The sequence below is a fragment of the Corynebacterium sp. AOP40-9SA-29 genome (genome assembly GCF_052377405.1).
Classification (GTDB): Bacteria; Actinomycetota; Actinomycetes; order Mycobacteriales; family Mycobacteriaceae; genus Corynebacterium.
Genome location: NZ_JBQSWR010000014.1, coordinates 1 through 16,849, shown reverse-complemented (window position 1 = coordinate 16,849; position 16,849 = coordinate 1). Strand labels below are relative to the sequence as shown.

Genomic DNA, 16,849 nt, shown 5'->3' with positions numbered 1-16,849 from the left:
GGGTTCTTCAGGGGTTGCGTAGGTTCATCCGGGTGAGGATGACGCTGGACATCTCCTCCACGCTCATGGCGTGGGAGTCGATGTAGGGGATGCGGTGGGACTTGTAGAGACGTTCGGCCTGGCGCAGTTCCGCCCGGCACCGTGTGGCACTGGCGTAGCTGCTGCCGGGCCGGCGTTCGCCACGGACCTGGCTGAGGCGTTGCACGGTGGTGGTCAGCCCGAAGAGCCGGTCGCGGTGAGGCGCGACGGCGTCGGGCAGGCTTCCGGGGGTGTCGTCCTCGGTCAGCGGGTAGTTGGCCACCCGCAGTCCGTGCTGCAACGCCAGGTACATCGCGGTGGGGGTCTTCCCGCAGCGTGACGGGGCGAGGATGATCAGGTCGGCACGGTCGAGGCCGCGGAAACTGGCGGCGTCGTCGTGTTCGATGGTGTACTCCACGGCGTTGATACGGTCGTGGTAACGCCCCAAATCGCCGACCCGGTGGTACTCGGTGGCCGCGCCGGTGCGCGGCTCACCCAGCAATCCCTCCAGGTGACTCAGGTGCGCACCGAGCAGGTCGATGACCTCACCGGACGCGCCGGACACGATATCGGCAACCTCCGCGTCGCGGATCGTGACGAATACGATCGGCGGCAGGACGTCGCCCTCGCTGCGGTCCTCGGCGATGACGGTCACGGCACGCGCCGCGGCCTCCACGGAATCGACGAAGGGCAGGACGCGGCGACGGAAACTGAAGGCGGGGAACTGGGCGAGCAGGGCGTTGCCCTGGGTCTCGGCGGTGATGCCGGTGCTGTCGGACACGAAGAAGACGGGCCGTTCCGCCATGTCCCCACCTCCTGTGTAGTTCGGTGCACACCGTACGGCACCACCTGTGAGACCACCCGACACTAACACCGGGATTTGTCCCCATGTCTGCTTTCACCCCCGCTTAGGTGCACTGTGAACGTAACGTTCCCGTGCCGCGGGTCGGTCGCACCATATGCAGGGCCTTGCATCAGCACGATCACCACCACGACCGAGACCTCCGGACAAGGAGACAGATCATGTACCTCCGGAACACCTCCAAGATCCAGCCCCACCAGACCTGTAGCCCCCGCCGCCCCCGTGCTCTCGCGCTCACCACCGCGGCCCTCCTCGCCCTCGGCGGGATGGGTGTCGTACAAGCAGCACCGGCAATAGCCGCAGAGCCCACAGTCACCGTCGCTGAACCGATGGCCGCGTCTACTCCCTCGGCACCATCCCCCGAGCAGGCGGTCCGCATCGCCGCGGAGCGCACACCCGCCACCGCCCTCGGCCCGTGGAGCGAGACGGGCGCCGACACCAGCACCTACGATCCCACCCTGCCGCTGTCCGCGATCGTCCTCTCCATCGACGGCGCGACCGGCAGTTCACCTCAGCAGGTCGCCCTGTTCGACCACGGGGTCTACATCGGCACCACCGTGACGGACAGCTACCCCTTCCAGCACGTGAGCCGGGTCGCCGACAACATCATCCGAGTCGACTACCGGTTCCTGCTCCCCGGTGACGCCAACGCTGCCCCGAGTGGATCGGCGACCTCGCACTTCATCCTCTACCCGCAAAGTGTCGAGCACACCGGAGCCCTGCCGCCCCGCGGCGCAGTGCCGCCGGCTGTCTGACGGCAGGCACCCCTACCCGCGGCGTTCGACGGCCAGGGCTGACATGCTTCCACTGTAGCCAGCCAGGTGACCAACTCCCCTCTCCTGCCGGGGCCGCGCGGTGGGAGCAGGACGCCCCGGCGCAATGTCTGCAAACCTGCGCGCTGACTGGCAGAGCTGCGCCCGAAATGCAGAGATTGCGCCGGTGCCGCATTGGAGCGCAGTTCCCGACCATCCCGATCGCCCCCTCACCACGGCCCGGGTAGCCGCTCCCCCGTCGCGACAGAGAACCCCGGCCGTCGAAGTGATCGACAACCGGGGTTCCACTGTGGGCCCTGTGGGGCTCGAACCCACGACCTGCGGATTAAAAGTCCGTAGCTCTACCAACTGAGCTAAAGGCCCGCATACGCACCCCACGTGTGAGGTGCGTCCTAGAGTCTAGTGCATGTCCGGATGGTGCCGGAAACCTACCCCGGCACAGTTTCCCGTAGTGGCAGCTTGAGCCCTCAGGTCGGATCTCGGCCTGAGAATCGACCTAAGGGCTCAAGGTGCCGCGGCGGACGCGAGGTGGTGCACCGCACCCGGTGCACACAACCCCCGCGGCGAGCCGGATGCTACTTGCGCATCGAACCGGTCTCGAGGAAACGGGTGTGGAACTCGAAGGCCTTGGTCAGATCGTGCGGGGTCTGCTGGAACTTCGACTTGGAGGCTGCCTCCACGTACTCCTCCAGCAGCGGCTGGTAGGACGGGTCGGCAATCGCGATCATCTTCTTCACACGGTCACGCGGTGCCAGGCCACGCAGGTCGGCGAAGCCGTTCTCCGTGATGACGACCATGGCGTCGTGCTCGTGGTGGTCGATGTGGGAGGCGAAGGGCACGATGGCGGAGATGTCGCCGCCCTTGGCCACCGACGGGCTGATGAAGGAAGAGATGAAGGCGTTGCGGGTGAAGTCACCCGAGCCGCCGATACCGTTCATCACGCGCGAGCCGGACACGTTGGTGGAGTTGATGTTGCCGTAGATGTCGGCTTCGATCATGCCGTTGGTGGCGATCAGGCCGAGTCGACGGATGACCTCGGGGTGGTTGGATACCTGCTGCGGGCGCAGGATGATGTTCTCGCGGTACTTCGCAGCCTCCGCGTTCATCTTCTCTGCGTACTCCGGGGACAGGGAGAACGAGGTGGCCGAGGCGACGGTCATCTTGCCGGCGTCGATCAGGTCGACCATGCCGTCCTGGATGACCTCGGTGTAGGCGGTGATGTTCTCGAACTTGGAGTCCAGCAGGCCGGCCATCACGGCGTTGGGCACGTTACCGACACCCGACTGCATGATGTAACGGTCGTAGGACAGGCGGCCGGCGGCGACCTCGCCCTCCAGGAAGTCCAGGAAGTGGCCGGCGATCTTCTTCGACGTCTCATCCGCCGGGGTGAAGGGGGCGTTGCGGTCGGGGGCGTCGGTCTCGACGATCGCGACGATCTTGCTGGTGTCGAACTCCATGGCGGTGCCACCGATACGGTCACCGGGGGAGGTGATGTTGATCGGGGTGCGCTGCCCGGCCGGCTCGATGCGGTAGATGTCGTGCATGCCCTCGAGGTCGCGGGACTGCCAGTCGTTGACCTCGATGATCACCTTGTCGGCGGCGTCGATGAACTCGAGGTTGTTGCCCACTGCCGAGGACGGGACCACGGTGCCGTCCTCACGGATGGCGACGGCCTCGATGATGGCAACGTTGAACTTGCCGAAGAAGCCCTCCTGGACCTGCTTGCCCAGGTGGGACAGGTGGATGTCCCAGTACTTCGCCTCGCCGGCGTTGATCTGCCCACGCAGGACCGGATCGGAGTTGTAGGGGGTGCGGAAGCTGATGGCGTTGGCCTCGGCGAGGACGCCGTCGCAGTCGACCGCGGTGGATGCGCCGGTGAACAGCTCGATCTGGAACTCGTCGCCCCGGTCGTGTGCGGCCTTGGCCCGCTCCGCGATGGCGGTGGGGAGGACCTTCGGGTAGCCGGCGCCGGTGAAGCCGGAGGTCCCGACCTTGTCGCCGTTGTTGACGAATTCAGCGGCCTCCTGGGCCGACATGACCTTCGACTTCAGTCCGGTGTGGGCGATGCGCTCAGACACTCTTTCTCCTCATGTTTGTCCCGTTGTTTTCGGAATTATCTCTGCAAATATCACGATTGTTTCTGTAGCAAACGTGACCTCTGCCACCATTGATAGCACAACAGCGCCGTACGACGGCAGTTCGCAGTCACGTGCGGGTGTGACCGCACACAGCCGATTGTAGTGACCGTTCAGATCACAGAACTTTGCACCTCCCCCACCATGGTGTGAGAATCGGGGGGTGATCACCACCTCAACCACACCCGCCCTGTCCATCGGACGTTTCAACCTGGACTCACCCGTCGTCCTGGCACCGATGGCCGGCGTCACCAACGTCGCCTTCCGCACCCTGTGCCGCGAGCAGGAGCGCGAGCGCATGGGCAGCGTCGCCGGGCTCTACGTGTGCGAGATGGTCACGGCCCGCGCCCTGGTGGAGCGCAATCCGAAGACGATGCACATGACCACCTTCGCCGCCGACGAAGATCCGCGCAGCCTGCAGCTCTATACGACCGATCCGGAGTACACCTACAAGGCCGCGCGCATGATCGCCGAGGAGGACCTCGCCGATCACATCGACATGAACTTCGGCTGCCCCGTCCCCAAGGTCACCCGCCGCGGCGGCGGCTCGGCGCTGCCCTTCAAGCGTCGTCTCTACGCCTCGATCGTGCGCGCGGCGGTCAAGGGCGTGCAGGACGCAGGACGTCCTGAGATCCCGGTCACGGTGAAGTTCCGCGTCGGCATCGACGACGACCACCACACCCACCTCGACGCCGGACGCATCGCCGCCGACGAGGGCGCGGCGGCCGTCGCCTGCCACGGCCGCACCGCCGCGCAGCGCTACTCCGGCACCGCGAGCTGGGATGAGATCGCCCGACTCGTCGAGCACATGGACGGCACCGGCGTGCCGGTGCTCGGCAATGGCGACATTTTCAAGGCGTCGGACGCCGCGGCGATGATGGAACACACCGGCTGCGACGGCGTCGTCGTGGGACGCGGCTGCCTGGGTCGCCCGTGGCTGTTCGCCGAACTGTCGGCGAACCTGCGCGGACTGCCCGTGCCGGCCGAGCCGACCCTGGCGGAGGTGTGCCGGATCATCATGCGACACGCTGAACTGCTCTCCGCCCACGAGGGCGAGCAGTACGGCGTGCGCGAGATGCGCAAGCACATGGCCTGGTACATGCGCGGTTTTCCCGCCGGCGGGGACGTGCGCCGCCAGCTGTCCCAGATCACCGATCTGGAGTCGCTGCGCCGCGTCCTGGACCCGATGTGGGAGTCGACGGCCACCGCCGTGGACGCCGACGGGGCACGAGGACGCCAGGGCTCACCCGGCAAGGTCGCCCTGCCGGACCGCTGGCTGGACGATCCCGAGGATCTGACCAGCACCGTTGCCGAAGATCCCGAGGCCGACGGGGCAGCACTCAACGGCGGTTAATAACTTTTTGGAACGTACGCTCTGTTCACCAAGCAGAACGCGCGTACCGCCCGTACACTGGCGCCATGCGCACCGTGTACCAGGAACAGATGCGGATCTTCGCCCATGAGCTCGCACTCATGGCCGACCAGGTCCGACAGATGATGTCTCAGGCGTGTGATGCCCTGTTCAACCAGGACATCGACACCGCCGAGCAGGTTCTCAGCTCCGTCACCGCCATCGAGGATCTCCGACAGAGTGCGGAGTCCCGCTCCTTCGAGCTGCTCGCACTGGAAGGTCCCGTGGCACGCGACCTCCGCCAGGTCGTCTCCGGCACCTACATCGTCGAGGACCTGGCCCGCATGGCCACCCTCGCGGTGCATATCGCCCGCACCTCGCGGCGTCGGCACCCGGAGTCGGCCGTCCCGGAGATCACCCAGCCCTACTTCCGCGAGATGGCCCGCCTGGTCGACGGCATCGGCGAGAAGCTGCACGATGTCCTGGTGACCTATGACCCGGAGAAGGCCATGGAGCTCGCCCTCGATGACGACGCCGTCGACGACCTCCACGAGCACATGTTCCACATCACCGGCAAGAAGGAGTGGCCCTACCCGGTCTCCGCCGCGGTGGACGTGACCCTGCTGTCCCGCTTCTTCGAGCGCTACTCCGATCACGCGGTGAACATCGGCACCCGCGTGGTGTACCTCGCCACCGGCAAGCGTCCCCAGGAGTACGAGGTGTCCCGGCGCTCCGAGGAGCAGCAGGAGACCATGCGCGAGCAGTTCGACGAGATCCGTCGCCGCTACGGCGCCGACCCGTTCTAAAGGGCCTCCTCCCCCACGTTCACGCGCGAACAACCCCCCAGGTCGGTGTTACCGACCTGGGGGGTTGTTCGTTCGGGGTGCTGTCAGTCCTGTGCGGTGAGTGCGGCCAACGCCGCGAGCGCCGCATCCGCCAGCACCTCCGGGGACTGCGCGGCGTCCACCCGTACCCCGGCCTCATCAGCACGTAGCCGTTCCAGCTCGGCGTACTGCGCGGTGAGCACCTCCTCATCCGGGTATTCTCCGGTGCGCTTCAGCGAGCGCTCCCGGATCACGTCGGCGGTGCCGTGCACATGCACGAAGAACACGAAGCCCTCGGCCTCGCGGAAGATGTCGCGTGCGCGGCGACCCAGCCCCAGGCTCACCACCACGGTGGAGTTCCCTTGCTGCGCCTGCTCCGTGAGCCAGTCGCGGATGGAGTACGCCCACGGCAGGCGTTCCTCCGGTGTCAGGAAGCCGCCGGCCCCCATCCGGCTGCGGACCTCCTCGGGCTGCAGCCCCTCCGCCGTCGCCCCGGTGAACCCGGTGCGCTGCTGCAGCTCTGCGGCCAGCGGAGCCTTACCGCTGCCGCTCACCCCCATCAGGACGATATGTACCGGTGCCATCACCGACTCCTTTCACTTTCCCCCACTCTGGCACAGAACCGCCGTCGGGGGTGGGTGTGGGGAATCTAGCCGAAGCGTCCGGAGATGTAGTCCTCGGTCTCCTTGCGCTCCGGGCTCTCGAAGATCTTCTTCGTCGGGCCCACCTCCACCAGTTTGCCGGGCTTGCCCGTGGCCTCCAGGGAGTAGAACGCGGTCTGGTCGGACACGCGCGCGGCCTGCTGCATATTGTGGGTGACGATCACGATGGTGAACTCCTCCTTCAACTCGTGGATGAGGTCCTCCACCGCCAGCGTCGAGATCGGGTCCAGTGCCGAGCACGGCTCATCCATGAGCAGCACCTCCGGCTCCACCGCGATCGCGCGGGCGATACACAGACGCTGCTGCTGACCGCCGGAGAGTCCGCCGCCGGGCTTGTCGAGGCGGTCCTTGACCTCCTCCCACAAGTTCGCCGAACGCAGCGACTTCTCGGCGACCTCGCGCAACTTCTTCTTGTTCTTCTCGCCGGCGAGTTTCAGCCCGGCGATCACGTTCTCCTCGATGGACATTGTGGGGAAAGGATTGGCCTTCTGGAACACCATGCCGATGGTGTTGCGCACGCCCACGGGGTCGATGTTGCGGCCGTAGATGTTCTCGCCGTCCAGCAGGACGTCGCCCTCCACGTAGGCGCCCGGGATGACCTCGTGCATACGGTTCAGCGTGCGCAGGACGGTGGACTTGCCGCAACCGGACGGGCCGATGAAGGCCGTCACGGAGCGCGGCGGAACCTCCAGGTTGACGTCCTTCACCGCGTGGAAGTCCCCGTAGTAGATGTTCACGTCGTGCAGGTCGAGGCGTTTGGCCATGGTCTATTTCCTTAGCTGGGTTTCTAGCTGGTCTCTAGCTGGACTTGATCGAGAACTTGTTGGAGATGAACCGCGCCCCGATGTTCAGTGCGCCGATCAGGACCACGAGGGTCAGGGCCGCGCCCCACAGGCGCAGCAGCACCTCGTCGCTGGCCTGCAGCTTGTACATCTCCAGCATGAACAGGGGCAGCGAACTCTGGTTGCCGTCGAAGACATTCCAGTTGATCACCGGGGTCGCGCCGACGAGGATCAGCACGGGGGCGGACTCGCCCATCACGCGGGCCACGGCGAGCATCACACCGGTGACAATGCCGGACAGGGCGGTGGGCAGCACGATACGCACGATCGTCTTCCACTTGGGCACGCCCAGGGCGTAGGCCGCCTCGCGCAGGTCCATCGGAACGATGCGCAGCATCTCCTCGGTGTTGCGCACGATCACCGGCACCATCAGCAGCACCAGCGACAGCGACACGGCGAAGCCCGAACGCTCGAAGCCGAACATGGTAATCCACAGGGCGTAGACGAACAGGGCCGCCACGATAGAGGGCACACCGGTGAGGATGTCGACCATGAACGTGGTGGTGCGTCCCAGCCAGCCACCGCGGGAGTATTCCACGAGGTAGACGGCGGTGAAGATACCGACGGGCACGGAGATCACGGTGGTCACCGCGACCTGGGTCAGCGTGCCGATCACGGCGTGCACGATACCGCCGCCGGCGACGTTGGAGAGCTGGCCGAACATGTCGTAGACCCACCAGTCCACGCTCAGCAGGGCGGGGATGCCGCGCTGCACAAGCACGAACAGCACCCACACCAGCGGAAGGATCGCCAGGCCCATGGTCGCGTAGATGACCACGGTGGCCAGCACGTTGCGGGCCTTACGGCTGGTGGAGATGTCGGTGAAACCGCTCGGCGCCAGTGCAGAGTGCGGTCGGTTGTCGAGCTCGGTGGGGTCAGTGGGCACAGACGTGGCCATCGCAGTCGTCCTTTCCGCTACTTGGTGTTGTTGACCAGCGACCGGGCGGCGGCGTTGACCAGGAAGGTCAGCACGAACAGCACCAGTCCGGCGGCGATATAGGCGCCGGCCTTGAGGTCGTCGTTGAATTCGGGGGCGGCGTTGGCAATGGCGGTGGCGAAGGTCGTGCCGCCGTCCATCAATGATCCGCGGAAGCCGGGTGCCGAGGCGATGACCATGTACAGCGCCATCGTCTCACCGAGCGCGCGGCCCAGGCCGAGCATCGCGCCGGAGATGTAGCCGGACCTGCCGAATGGCAGCACGGTCATGCGCACCACCTCCCAGCGCGTCGCGCCGAGGGCGAGGGCTGCTTCGATCTGACCGCGCGGGGTCTGTACGAACACCTCGCGGGCCGTGGCGGCGATGATCGGCAGGATCATGATCGCCAGGACGATGCCACCGGTGAAGATGTTGCGGCTGGTGGAGAACGCCGGTGAGGTGCCCTGCTCCCAGTCGAAGAGGATGAACCCGCCGGCCCAACCGGTGAGCCACGTGTAGAACCCACCGAGCGCTGGGCCGAGCACCTGCATGCCCCAGATGCCGAAGACGATGGACGGCACCGCGGCGAGCAGGTCGATGACGAATCCCAGCGGACGAACCGCCCGCTTCGGGCAGTAGTTCGACAGGAACACGGCAATGCCCAGGGCCACGGGCATGGCGATCAGCAACGCCAGCACCGAGACCATCACGGTGGTGAAGAACATGTTCGGGATCCCGAACTGCATCCACCCGCCCTCATTGGAACCGTGGTTCAGGTCCCAGCGGTCACCGTAGGTGAAGAAGCTGAAGAATCCGTCGCGCTCCCGCGACAGCGCGGGAATCGCCTGCAGCAGCAGGAACAGGCCGATGGCACCGATGATGACGGTGATCAGACCGGCGGCACCGGTCGACAGCGCCTCGAAGACGCGGTCTCCGGTGCGCTTCACCGGGCTCTCGGAACTGCGGCGGGACGCGCCGGACGCGCTGGCGGTGCCGGACGCGCCGGACGCCGCGGCGTCCTGCGTCGTGCCGTCCTGCTCGCCGTTCGGCGCCGCAGGCGTCTCGGGATCCGTCTCGGGGTGGGAGTTGGTCATGCTACTGCAGCGCGTCCACGGCGGTCTCGAGCTTCTCCTTGAAGGAACCGCTCAGCGGGATGTAGCCGGACTCCTCGAGCTGGTCGTTCTGGTTGTCGAGGATGGTGTGCAGGAAGTCCTTGACCTGTGCGGCGGTGTCCTCGTCGTAGCCGGCGGAGCAGACGATCTCGTAGGTCGTCAGCGCCAGCGGGTAGGCACCCTCCTCCTGCATGGAGAACAGGGCCTCGGAGTCCACGACCAGGTCATTGCCCTCACCGGAGAAGGCGACCTCGTCGAGGGCCTTGTTCACCGTCTCGGCGGTGAGCTCGGTCGGGCCAGCACCGAAGTCGAGGTTGGCGATGCCCAGGTCGTTGGCGGTGGCGAAACCGGACTCCACATAGGTGATCGAGCCGTTGGTGGCCTTGACCTGGTCGGCCACACCCGAGGAACCCTGCGCACCGGAACCGACGCGGGTGGGGAAGGTCTTGCCCTCGTCCTCCCACAGGCCATCGGTGGCGGTCTTCAGGAAGGACTGGAAGTTATCGGAGGTGCCGGACTCCTCGGCGCGGTAGAGCACGTCGATGGGCATGTCGGGAAGGTCCACGCCCTCGTTCTCGGCGGCGATGGCCTCGTCGTTCCAGTTGCGGATGTCGCCCTTGAAGATCTTGGCGACAGTATCCACCGACAGGTTCAAATCATCGACACCGTCGAGGTGGAACGCCACTGCGACCGGGCCGACGACCATCGGCAGGTGCCAGGCGGGGTTATCCTCGCAACGCTCCGCGGCGGCCGCAGCCTGCTCCTCGTCGAGGGCAGAGTCGGAACCGCCGAAGTCGACCTGGTTGGCGATGAACTGCTTCTGGCCCGCACCGGAACCGGTGGCGTTGTACGCCAGCACGGCACCGGGGACGGCGGAGGAGTAGGCAACGCCGAACTGCTCCATCGCCTTCTGCTGGGAGCTGGCGCCCTCGCCGCGGAGCTCGCCCTGGGCGTCGGAGAGCTCATAGGAGCTGTCGGTCGAAGCACCGTCCCCGTCACCGGAGTTGGAGTTCGAGCAACCGGTCAGGACGAGCGAGCCGGCGGCGACGGTCGCTGCCGCAGCGGTCAGGGTGCGGCGGCGGGAGGTCGAGATCTTCACAGTGGGTAGTCCTTACACATGCGTTGTGGGTTGACGACGCACCGTACGTTAGCCACCGATGGTGGACGTAAGACTCCCTGAAGGTGAACGGAAGATGAATATATTTACACCATGCCGCGGTAGACCACATCGCGGTGCACGACCTCGAAACCGAGACGACGATAGGTCGCCACCGCCGGGGCATTGTCGCCCTCCACGTACAGGTCAACGGCCTGCGCTCCCCCATCGAGTAGGTAGCCCACCCCGACCAGGGTGATCGGTCCGCCGAGCCCGCGGCCACGCGCGGCATCCGCCAGACACACCACGTACACCTCGCCGTGCGGGTCGCCGTCCGGACGTTTCGTCCAGTGGAACCCCAGGCACTCCTCCCCATCGAAGAGGAAGAGGACGCCGGCGGGGTCGAACCAGTCGGCCTTCCGTGCCTCATCCAGCGCGCCCTGCTCCCAGCCGCCCTGCTCCGGGTGCCAGGCGAAGGCCTCGTTATTGACGCGCAGCCACTCGGTGTCGACATGCTCGGCACCAAAGGCCTGCGCCGCCGCGGTGTAATCGAGGACCTGCAGGCCCTCCTCCTCGACGGTGGCCAGCGCCTTGTCACGTCCGGCGAGTAGTTCCGCGCGGCGCTCGTCACCGGAACAGTCGACCGACATCTTCAGTAGTTCGCGAGTGGTGCGCGCACCCCTCCCGTCGGCGAACCCCTTCGCCGACTCCAGATCCCCGTGCGACCAGACGCTGAGCTGACGCTCCACGTCGATGTGCCGGGCGATCTCGCTCAGCATGCCGGTCGCCACGCCGCGCCGCCGCGCGTCCGGACGTACCGCCAGTTCGGCGACATAGGACGAATTGACGGAGACCACGCCGACGATTGATTTCTCCCCACCTTCTGCGACCTCGGCGATGAGGTGGCGGTAGCCCTCCACCCCGTCCAGCGAGCGCAGGAACGCCTCGCTGTAGGCGGGGACGCCGTCGGCGTCCTCCACCGCGGCGAGCAGCGCGTCGATGCCCGCGCGCAGCGGTGCGTCCTGCGCGGGAACGAATTCGCGGTGTACGGGGTTCAACGTGCCCTTGTCCGGTGTCTGATCGGTCTCGTTCGTGCTCATCGTCGTCCTCTCCTCGGAACAAATCGGAGGCTAATTCGGGGCTGTCTCAGGCCCCGTCGAGTTCCACTGCCTTGTACCCCACGTTACGCACCGTGGCGATGACCTTCTCGTACTCGTGACCGAGCTTGGCGCGCAGGCGACGCACATGTACGTCCACGGTGCGCGTGCCGCCGAAGTAGTCGTAGCCCCACACGTCCTGCAGCAACTGCTCGCGGCTGAACACGCGACCGGCGTGCTTGACCAGGAAGTACAGCAGCTCGAACTCCTTGTACGTCAGGTCCAGCGGCCGGCCCTCCACCCGGGCGACGTAGGTGACCTCATCGACGATCAGCCCGCCGATCGTGGCGACCTGGCTGTCCTCGGCCTCCTCGACGGGCACTGGACGGCGAGTCATCAGCATGCGCAGACGCGCATCGACCTCGGTGGGGGTGGCCGAGGGGAGGAGGAAGTCGTCCACCGCCCAGGAGCCGTCCAGCGCGATCACGCTGGTCTCCTCGATGGCCACGGACACCGGCAGCGTGGGGTACGCCGCGGCCACGGAACGGCACAGGTCGCGCGCACCGAGCAGGTTGGCACCGGTGACGTCGATCATCACCACCTCGGCCCCGCTGATCTCCTTCACCGAAGACGGTGCGGGACGCAGGATGGCCACCTCATGGGACAGCAGTGCCAGCGACGGAAGCACCTCTGAAACGTCGTCCTTGTCAGAGAGCACGGTCAGTTTCACGGCCGTCGTCCTTCCTTCGGTGTGACTTCGCCGGAACCGTTGCGTCCCGGCACCGTCACCACTTTACACCGGCCGGACCTGCATAATCTCGGTGACCGATCCCCGCAACAGCCTTGAAACGTATCCGTAACATTCCGCCCATTCGGCCCCACCCCCGCCGCTTTGTATGCTGGGGCGGTGACCGAGACCACCGAAACCCCCGCCTCAGGACAGGACGCAGGACGCCGCGAGCGGCGTCAGGGTCGCAGCCCGCGCCGCCGCGCGGTCACCGTCCTGCTCGTCGTGGTCGCCGTCCTCGCCGCCACCGTGGGCGTGGCCGTCGTCGCCGACAGTCTGGTGGCCGCGCGGGTGGAGAAGAAGATCTCCGACCGCATCTTCGAGGAAGCCAACCTCGCCACCCCGCCGCACGTGCAGGTGACCGGCACCCCGTACCTGGCGGCGGTGTTCACCCACGAGGTGCCGTCGATCCAGGTGGAGTCCACCGATGTGGAGATCCCCGGCTTCGGCCGCGTGACTGTGTCGTCGTCCGCCACGAAGATCACCCTCGGCAAGGACGCGGTGCTCTCTGGCGACTTCACCGACGCTCCCGCCCAGGAAGTCTTCACCCGCGTGCAGATGGACACCGTGGAACTCGGCGAACGCATGGGCATCGATGATCTCGGACTGGCCTCGCAGGACAACTCCTCGCCCACCGGCGGCTGGGAAACCGAAGGCTATCTCTCCGGCACCCCCGACGGGCTGTCCGCGGAAGATACGGGACGCTACGAGGTCGGCGTCCGGCTGCGTGTGTGGCAGGGCGACGTGTACCTCACCCCCACCGAGATCACCGACACCCCGCACGCCACCGCCCCGGAGGACCTCGACGAGGAGCTCACCGAGCAGGTGCTCGACGCCTTCACTCTGGAGATGCCCGGGGAGAATCTGCCGTTCCGCAGTCCGCCGCGGCGCGTATACACCGCCGGCGGCACCCTGTTCATCGAGGCGGAGCAGAACTTCACGCGGGTCAGCGTGGCCGACCTGGCACCGAGCTCCGGACCGCTGGACGAGGACGAGCAGGCCGGGCTGTAGTTCCCCGCTCGGGGTGACCGGTACGCTGTGAGACATGAGTAGCGAGAACCCCATTTCCGGTAACGAGGCCGTCGCCCGCGCGGAAGAGCTGTCCAAGCAGACCGCCGGACGCAACATCCCCACCCTCGGTGACCTGCCCGTCGCCGAAGACACCGCCAACCTGCGCCAGGGCCCGAACCTGCACGACGGGCTGCTGGCCCTGCTGCCGCTGGTCGGCGTGTGGCGTGGCACCGGCCGCGCCAACCCCATCGGCGGGTCCGAGGATTACGCCTTCGGCCAACAGATCGTGTTCGCCCACGACGGCGAGAACTACATCAGCTACAGTTCGCGCATCTGGCGTCTCGACGACGACGGCGAGGCCACCGGCCAGGACATCCGGGAGACCGGTTTCCTGCGCATCAGCGACAACGACGACATCGAGTTCCTCACCGTGCACAGCACCGGTGTGGTTGAGGTGATGTACGGTCGCCCGCGCAATGAGCGCGCCTGGGAGCTGGAGAGCGCCTCCACGCTGGCCTCGGAGACCGGCCCGCGCAACTTCGGCCCCGGCAAGCGCCTCTACGGCCTGATGCCGAACAACAACCTCGGCTGGGTCGACGAGCGCGCCGAGAACGGTGGCGACGGGGAACTGACCCCGTGGATGTCCGCCGAGCTCACCCGCGTGATCGGTTAATCACCGGTTAACTACCGGTTTTCTAGCGGGTCGCGGCCTCCACGGCGAGCGCCTCGACCTCATCGGCCTGCTCCGGACGCGGCAGCGTCCGCCCGTCGATCTCGGTGACCCGGGCGTGGATGCGCACCGAGGACACCAGCCACACCCCGTCGGCGGCCCGCAGGTCCGCCACGGTCAATGGCTCGTGCGCCACGTCCCAACCGCGCTCGGCGGCCAGCGCGAACAGCGAGGCCTGCGTGGTGCCGGGTAGGACGCCGGCCTGCTGCGTCGGCGTCACCATCGTGCGCCCCGTCACCGCGACGACGGTGGACGTGGGCCCCTCCAAGACGCGGTCGTCGTCGCCAATGAAGATCACATCGTCCAGCCCCTGGGACGCCGCATGGCGCAAGGCGGCCATGTTCATCGCATAGGACAACGTCTTCGCCCCGACCAACGCCCACGGCGAGTCCTCGGAGACGCTCAGGCTGAAACCACGGTGCGCGGTCATCACCCGCACTCCGTCACGGCGCTGACGCACCGCGCTGGCGGACTCCCCGCTGATCGTCACCCACCCGGTGCTCTCCCCGGTGGATTCGCGTCCGCGCGAGTACATCCACCGCAGCGCGGCCTCCCCGCCGCCCTGGTCCTCCCAGGAGGACAGGGCCATGTCGGTGGCCTGCAGCCAGCGGTCAACGTCCGGTGCGGGCAGATCCAGCAGAGCCGCCCCACGCACAAAGCGGTCACGGTGCAGATCCAGGTTGCGCACGCGTCCGGAACGCACCATGAGGGTCTCGAAAATGCCGTCGCCGCGGCGTGCGGCGAGGTCGTCGAGGTGGATCACCGGCACCGTGGGGTCGATCAACTGCGGCGGGGCGTCGGACGCCGGACGCACGTCCACCGCCACGTCCCGTGTCTTTTCTGTGGTGCTGTCGGTGCTCATGGCGACCAGTCTAGATGCCGTGTGCCTGACAAGAAGGGCACTTCGGTACTAGGGTGGGGTACGTGAGTCAGACGCACAGCCCCCTGGCCGACCACGTCCCAGGGGCAAGCACGGAAGACGGTTCAGGTCTCGACACGCTCCGGCCCCACCTGGCGGCCACTGCGCGGCACTATGGCAGGCCGCTGATCGAGCAGTCGATGGTGGACGACGGAGACACCGGCCTCATTGATGGCTGGTCACACTCCCCCATCCTGGTCACGGGCCCAGAAGCGGCCACCTGGCTGAACAATCTCATCTCCCAGAAGGTCGACGCGATCAGCGTCGGCCAGACCACCAGCGGCCTGCTGCTGGACATCCAGGGACGCGTGGAGCACGCCTTCGGCATCGCCGCGGTCGACGCCGACACCCTCCTGCTGGACGCCCCCGGCGACTCCGACCCCGCCACCCTGGCCGACTTCCTGTCGAAGATGGTTTTCTGGGCTCAGGTGGAGGTCACCACGCCGGAACTGGCCCTGATCAGCGTGATCAACCCGGCGTCCTCCCCCGCCACGCAGGCGGGCACCGGCGTGCCGGACGGTCTGGACGCGCTGGACGGTAGCGCAGCGTCCAGCGTCCGGTACTGGACGACACGCACCCTCGGCGGCCACGCCGTGACCGACATCTGGGTCGACGCATCGGCGGTGACGCAGGTGTGGGACGCCCTGACGTCCACCGGAGCGCGCCCCGTCGGCGGGTGGGCGGCGGACGCCCTACGCATCCGCGACCGCCAGCCGCTGCTCGGCATCGACACCGACGAACGCCTCATCCCACACGAGGTGCCCGGCTTCATCGGCGGCGACACCCCCAGCGCGCACGGTGCCACCCAGCTCGCCCGCGCGGACGACGGGCCCACGTCCTCCGCGGTGCACCTGAACAAAGGGTGCTACCGGGGGCAGGAGACGGTGTCGCGCGTGCACAACCTGGGACGCCCGCCGCGCCAGCTCGTGGTGCTGCAGCTCGACGGTTCGGGTCACTCCCTGCCAGAGGTCGGCGCGGCGGTCACCGCCGGTGGACGCAGCGTGGGACGCATCGGGTTGACCGTGCAGGACGCTGACGAGGGACCGATTGCCCTGGCGCTGGTGAAACGCCAGGTCATCGAGAAACTCGCGGCCGACCGGGAATCCGGGGAGAACAAGACCCCACCGCTGAACGTGGACGGGGTCGACGCGGCCGTGGACCCCGACGACATCGTCGTCGACAACACGGTACGACCCGGCCGCGCGGCAGTGAACCGGCTGAAGGGAAAAATCTGACCGGCGTTCACCTGCGAATACGATGCTGAGGGTTCATTCGGGGCGGGTCTGTTTCTGACAACTGCGCCCTCACCCGCTATGGTGGGGACAGAACAGAATCACTGAAAGATGCGAGAGCAGCTCAAATCCCTGGCTGCTCCATTGACAACCCGAGGGGGTCAGGCCATGGGTCGCGGCCGTGCCAAGGCAAAGCAAACCAAGGTTGCCCGTCAGCTCAAGTACAGCTCTCCAGACATGGATCTCGAGAGTCTCCAGCGTGAGCTGTCCACTGAGAGTGGGCATTCCACCGAGGACGATTACGAGGAGTGGGACGACTGGAGCGCCGAGGAGGACGAAGGCCGCTGACGGTCATCTCCGTCCCCTCCCCGCAGTGAACGCCGGTGCCCGGGCCCGGTCCACGTCATGAACCAATGACGCGGACGGGCCCGGTCGCCGGTTTTCGCATGCCCGAGACAAGCACCGGACAGACACCGGACAAA

The 16,849-nt window shown here is 66.9% G+C and carries 17 protein-coding genes and 1 tRNA gene; 7 read left to right on the top strand and 11 right to left on the bottom strand.

Features of this window, described 5'->3' with window-relative positions; all coding sequences use genetic code 11:
* Nucleotides 1–7: 7 nt before the first annotated feature.
* Nucleotides 8–823: a pyruvate, water dikinase regulatory protein gene (locus tag ACT3SZ_RS15875; protein ID WP_444620271.1), complete on the bottom strand. Its 816-nt coding sequence runs from the start codon at nucleotides 821–823 to the stop codon at nucleotides 8–10.
* A gap of 218 nt (nucleotides 824–1,041) precedes the next feature.
* Between ACT3SZ_RS15875 and ACT3SZ_RS15870 the strand changes: the two genes are divergently transcribed.
* On the top strand, nucleotides 1,042–1,635 hold the full coding sequence (locus tag ACT3SZ_RS15870) for an LppP/LprE family lipoprotein (protein ID WP_444620269.1): 594 nt from the start codon (nucleotides 1,042–1,044) through the stop codon (nucleotides 1,633–1,635).
* A gap of 308 nt (nucleotides 1,636–1,943) precedes the next feature.
* Here the strand turns inward: ACT3SZ_RS15870 and ACT3SZ_RS15865 are convergent.
* Both ACT3SZ_RS15865 and ACT3SZ_RS15860 read right to left on the bottom strand, forming a co-directional pair.
* A tRNA-Lys gene (locus ACT3SZ_RS15865) sits at nucleotides 1,944–2,016 on the bottom strand.
* A 212-nt stretch (nucleotides 2,017–2,228) separates the two neighbouring features.
* The gene (locus tag ACT3SZ_RS15860) at nucleotides 2,229–3,731 is read right to left on the bottom strand and encodes an acetyl-CoA hydrolase/transferase family protein (protein WP_444620267.1); all 1,503 of its coding nucleotides are present in this window, start codon (nucleotides 3,729–3,731) and stop codon (nucleotides 2,229–2,231) included.
* A 220-nt stretch (nucleotides 3,732–3,951) separates the two neighbouring features.
* Here ACT3SZ_RS15860 and dusB point away from each other — a divergent pair, with 220 nt between their 5' ends.
* Together dusB and phoU are read left to right on the top strand one after the other, a co-directional pair.
* Entirely contained in the window at nucleotides 3,952–5,142 is a 1,191-nt protein-coding gene (gene dusB / locus ACT3SZ_RS15855) for a tRNA dihydrouridine synthase DusB (protein WP_444620265.1), read from the top strand.
* Between the two features lie 65 nt (nucleotides 5,143–5,207).
* Nucleotides 5,208–5,945 carry a phosphate signaling complex protein PhoU gene (gene phoU / locus ACT3SZ_RS15850; RefSeq protein WP_301442856.1) on the top strand — a complete coding sequence of 246 codons (738 nt, stop codon included), beginning with the start codon at nucleotides 5,208–5,210 and terminating at the stop codon, nucleotides 5,943–5,945.
* Nucleotides 5,946–6,028: 83 nt separating this feature from the next.
* Here the strand turns inward: phoU and ACT3SZ_RS15845 are convergent, their stop codons facing one another.
* The 7 genes from ACT3SZ_RS15845 to ACT3SZ_RS15815 form a co-directional block, all read right to left on the bottom strand.
* Nucleotides 6,029–6,547, bottom strand: a complete 519-nt coding sequence (locus tag ACT3SZ_RS15845; RefSeq protein ID WP_444620263.1) for a gluconokinase — start codon at nucleotides 6,545–6,547, stop codon at nucleotides 6,029–6,031.
* A 65-nt stretch (nucleotides 6,548–6,612) separates the two neighbouring features.
* A complete protein-coding gene (gene pstB, locus ACT3SZ_RS15840) occupies nucleotides 6,613–7,389 on the bottom strand; it encodes a phosphate ABC transporter ATP-binding protein PstB (protein ID WP_301442854.1) in 777 nt (258 codons plus the stop codon).
* A 34-nt stretch (nucleotides 7,390–7,423) separates the two neighbouring features.
* Nucleotides 7,424–8,365 (bottom strand): phosphate ABC transporter permease PstA, encoded by a 942-nt coding sequence (gene pstA, locus ACT3SZ_RS15835; RefSeq protein ID WP_444620261.1) that lies wholly within the window; start codon nucleotides 8,363–8,365, stop codon nucleotides 7,424–7,426.
* Nucleotides 8,366–8,382: 17 nt separating this feature from the next.
* Nucleotides 8,383–9,477, bottom strand: coding sequence for a phosphate ABC transporter permease subunit PstC (gene pstC / locus ACT3SZ_RS15830; protein ID WP_444620259.1), 1,095 nt, complete (start codon nucleotides 9,475–9,477; stop codon nucleotides 8,383–8,385).
* A 1-nt stretch (nucleotide 9,478) separates the two neighbouring features.
* Nucleotides 9,479–10,594: a phosphate ABC transporter substrate-binding protein PstS gene (gene pstS / locus ACT3SZ_RS15825; protein WP_444620257.1), complete on the bottom strand. Its 1,116-nt coding sequence runs from the start codon at nucleotides 10,592–10,594 to the stop codon at nucleotides 9,479–9,481.
* 104 nt (nucleotides 10,595–10,698) lie between these two features.
* Nucleotides 10,699–11,691: a mycothiol synthase gene (gene mshD, locus ACT3SZ_RS15820; protein WP_444620255.1), complete on the bottom strand. Its 993-nt coding sequence runs from the start codon at nucleotides 11,689–11,691 to the stop codon at nucleotides 10,699–10,701.
* Between the two features lie 46 nt (nucleotides 11,692–11,737).
* Nucleotides 11,738–12,418: a winged helix-turn-helix domain-containing protein gene (locus ACT3SZ_RS15815; protein ID WP_444620253.1), complete on the bottom strand. Its 681-nt coding sequence runs from the start codon at nucleotides 12,416–12,418 to the stop codon at nucleotides 11,738–11,740.
* Between the two features lie 177 nt (nucleotides 12,419–12,595).
* On the opposite strand from ACT3SZ_RS15815, the gene ACT3SZ_RS15810 reads away from it, so the two are divergent.
* Complete coding sequence (locus ACT3SZ_RS15810) at nucleotides 12,596–13,486, top strand: LmeA family phospholipid-binding protein (protein WP_444620251.1); 891 nt, start codon at nucleotides 12,596–12,598, stop codon at nucleotides 13,484–13,486.
* A 34-nt stretch (nucleotides 13,487–13,520) separates the two neighbouring features.
* The gene (locus tag ACT3SZ_RS15805; protein WP_444620249.1) at nucleotides 13,521–14,159 is read left to right on the top strand and encodes an FABP family protein; all 639 of its coding nucleotides are present in this window, start codon (nucleotides 13,521–13,523) and stop codon (nucleotides 14,157–14,159) included.
* 22 nt (nucleotides 14,160–14,181) lie between these two features.
* Here the strand turns inward: ACT3SZ_RS15805 and ACT3SZ_RS15800 are convergent, their stop codons facing one another.
* A complete protein-coding gene (locus ACT3SZ_RS15800) occupies nucleotides 14,182–15,078 on the bottom strand; it encodes an aminodeoxychorismate lyase (RefSeq protein ID WP_444620247.1) in 897 nt (298 codons plus the stop codon).
* Between the two features lie 62 nt (nucleotides 15,079–15,140).
* Between ACT3SZ_RS15800 and ygfZ the strand changes: the two genes are divergently transcribed.
* Complete coding sequence (ygfZ, locus tag ACT3SZ_RS15795) at nucleotides 15,141–16,370, top strand: CAF17-like 4Fe-4S cluster assembly/insertion protein YgfZ (RefSeq protein ID WP_444620245.1); 1,230 nt, start codon at nucleotides 15,141–15,143, stop codon at nucleotides 16,368–16,370.
* Between the two features lie 165 nt (nucleotides 16,371–16,535).
* Entirely contained in the window at nucleotides 16,536–16,715 is a 180-nt protein-coding gene (locus ACT3SZ_RS15790) for a DUF3073 domain-containing protein (protein ID WP_038553056.1), read from the top strand.
* Nucleotides 16,716–16,849: the final 134 nt, after the last annotated feature.

Bases quoted from the DNA above. Each gene is read 5' to 3' on its own strand.
- ACT3SZ_RS15790 (WP_038553056.1), top strand. From the start codon at position 16,536: ATGGGTCGCGGCCGTGCCAAGGCAAAGCAAACCAAGGTTGCCCGTCAG.
- pstA (WP_444620261.1), bottom strand. From the start codon at position 8,365: ATGGCCACGTCTGTGCCCACTGACCCCACCGAGCTCGACAACCGACCG.
- pstB (WP_301442854.1), bottom strand. From the start codon at position 7,389: ATGGCCAAACGCCTCGACCTGCACGACGTGAACATCTACTACGGGGAC.
- pstC (WP_444620259.1), bottom strand. From the start codon at position 9,477: ATGACCAACTCCCACCCCGAGACGGATCCCGAGACGCCTGCGGCGCCG.
- ACT3SZ_RS15805 (WP_444620249.1), top strand. From the start codon at position 13,521: ATGAGTAGCGAGAACCCCATTTCCGGTAACGAGGCCGTCGCCCGCGCG.
- ACT3SZ_RS15800 (WP_444620247.1), bottom strand. From the start codon at position 15,078: ATGAGCACCGACAGCACCACAGAAAAGACACGGGACGTGGCGGTGGAC.
- ACT3SZ_RS15875 (WP_444620271.1), bottom strand. From the start codon at position 823: ATGGCGGAACGGCCCGTCTTCTTCGTGTCCGACAGCACCGGCATCACC.
- phoU (WP_301442856.1), top strand. From the start codon at position 5,208: ATGCGCACCGTGTACCAGGAACAGATGCGGATCTTCGCCCATGAGCTC.
- ACT3SZ_RS15845 (WP_444620263.1), bottom strand. From the start codon at position 6,547: ATGGCACCGGTACATATCGTCCTGATGGGGGTGAGCGGCAGCGGTAAG.
- ACT3SZ_RS15870 (WP_444620269.1), top strand. From the start codon at position 1,042: ATGTACCTCCGGAACACCTCCAAGATCCAGCCCCACCAGACCTGTAGC.
- mshD (WP_444620255.1), bottom strand. From the start codon at position 11,691: ATGAGCACGAACGAGACCGATCAGACACCGGACAAGGGCACGTTGAAC.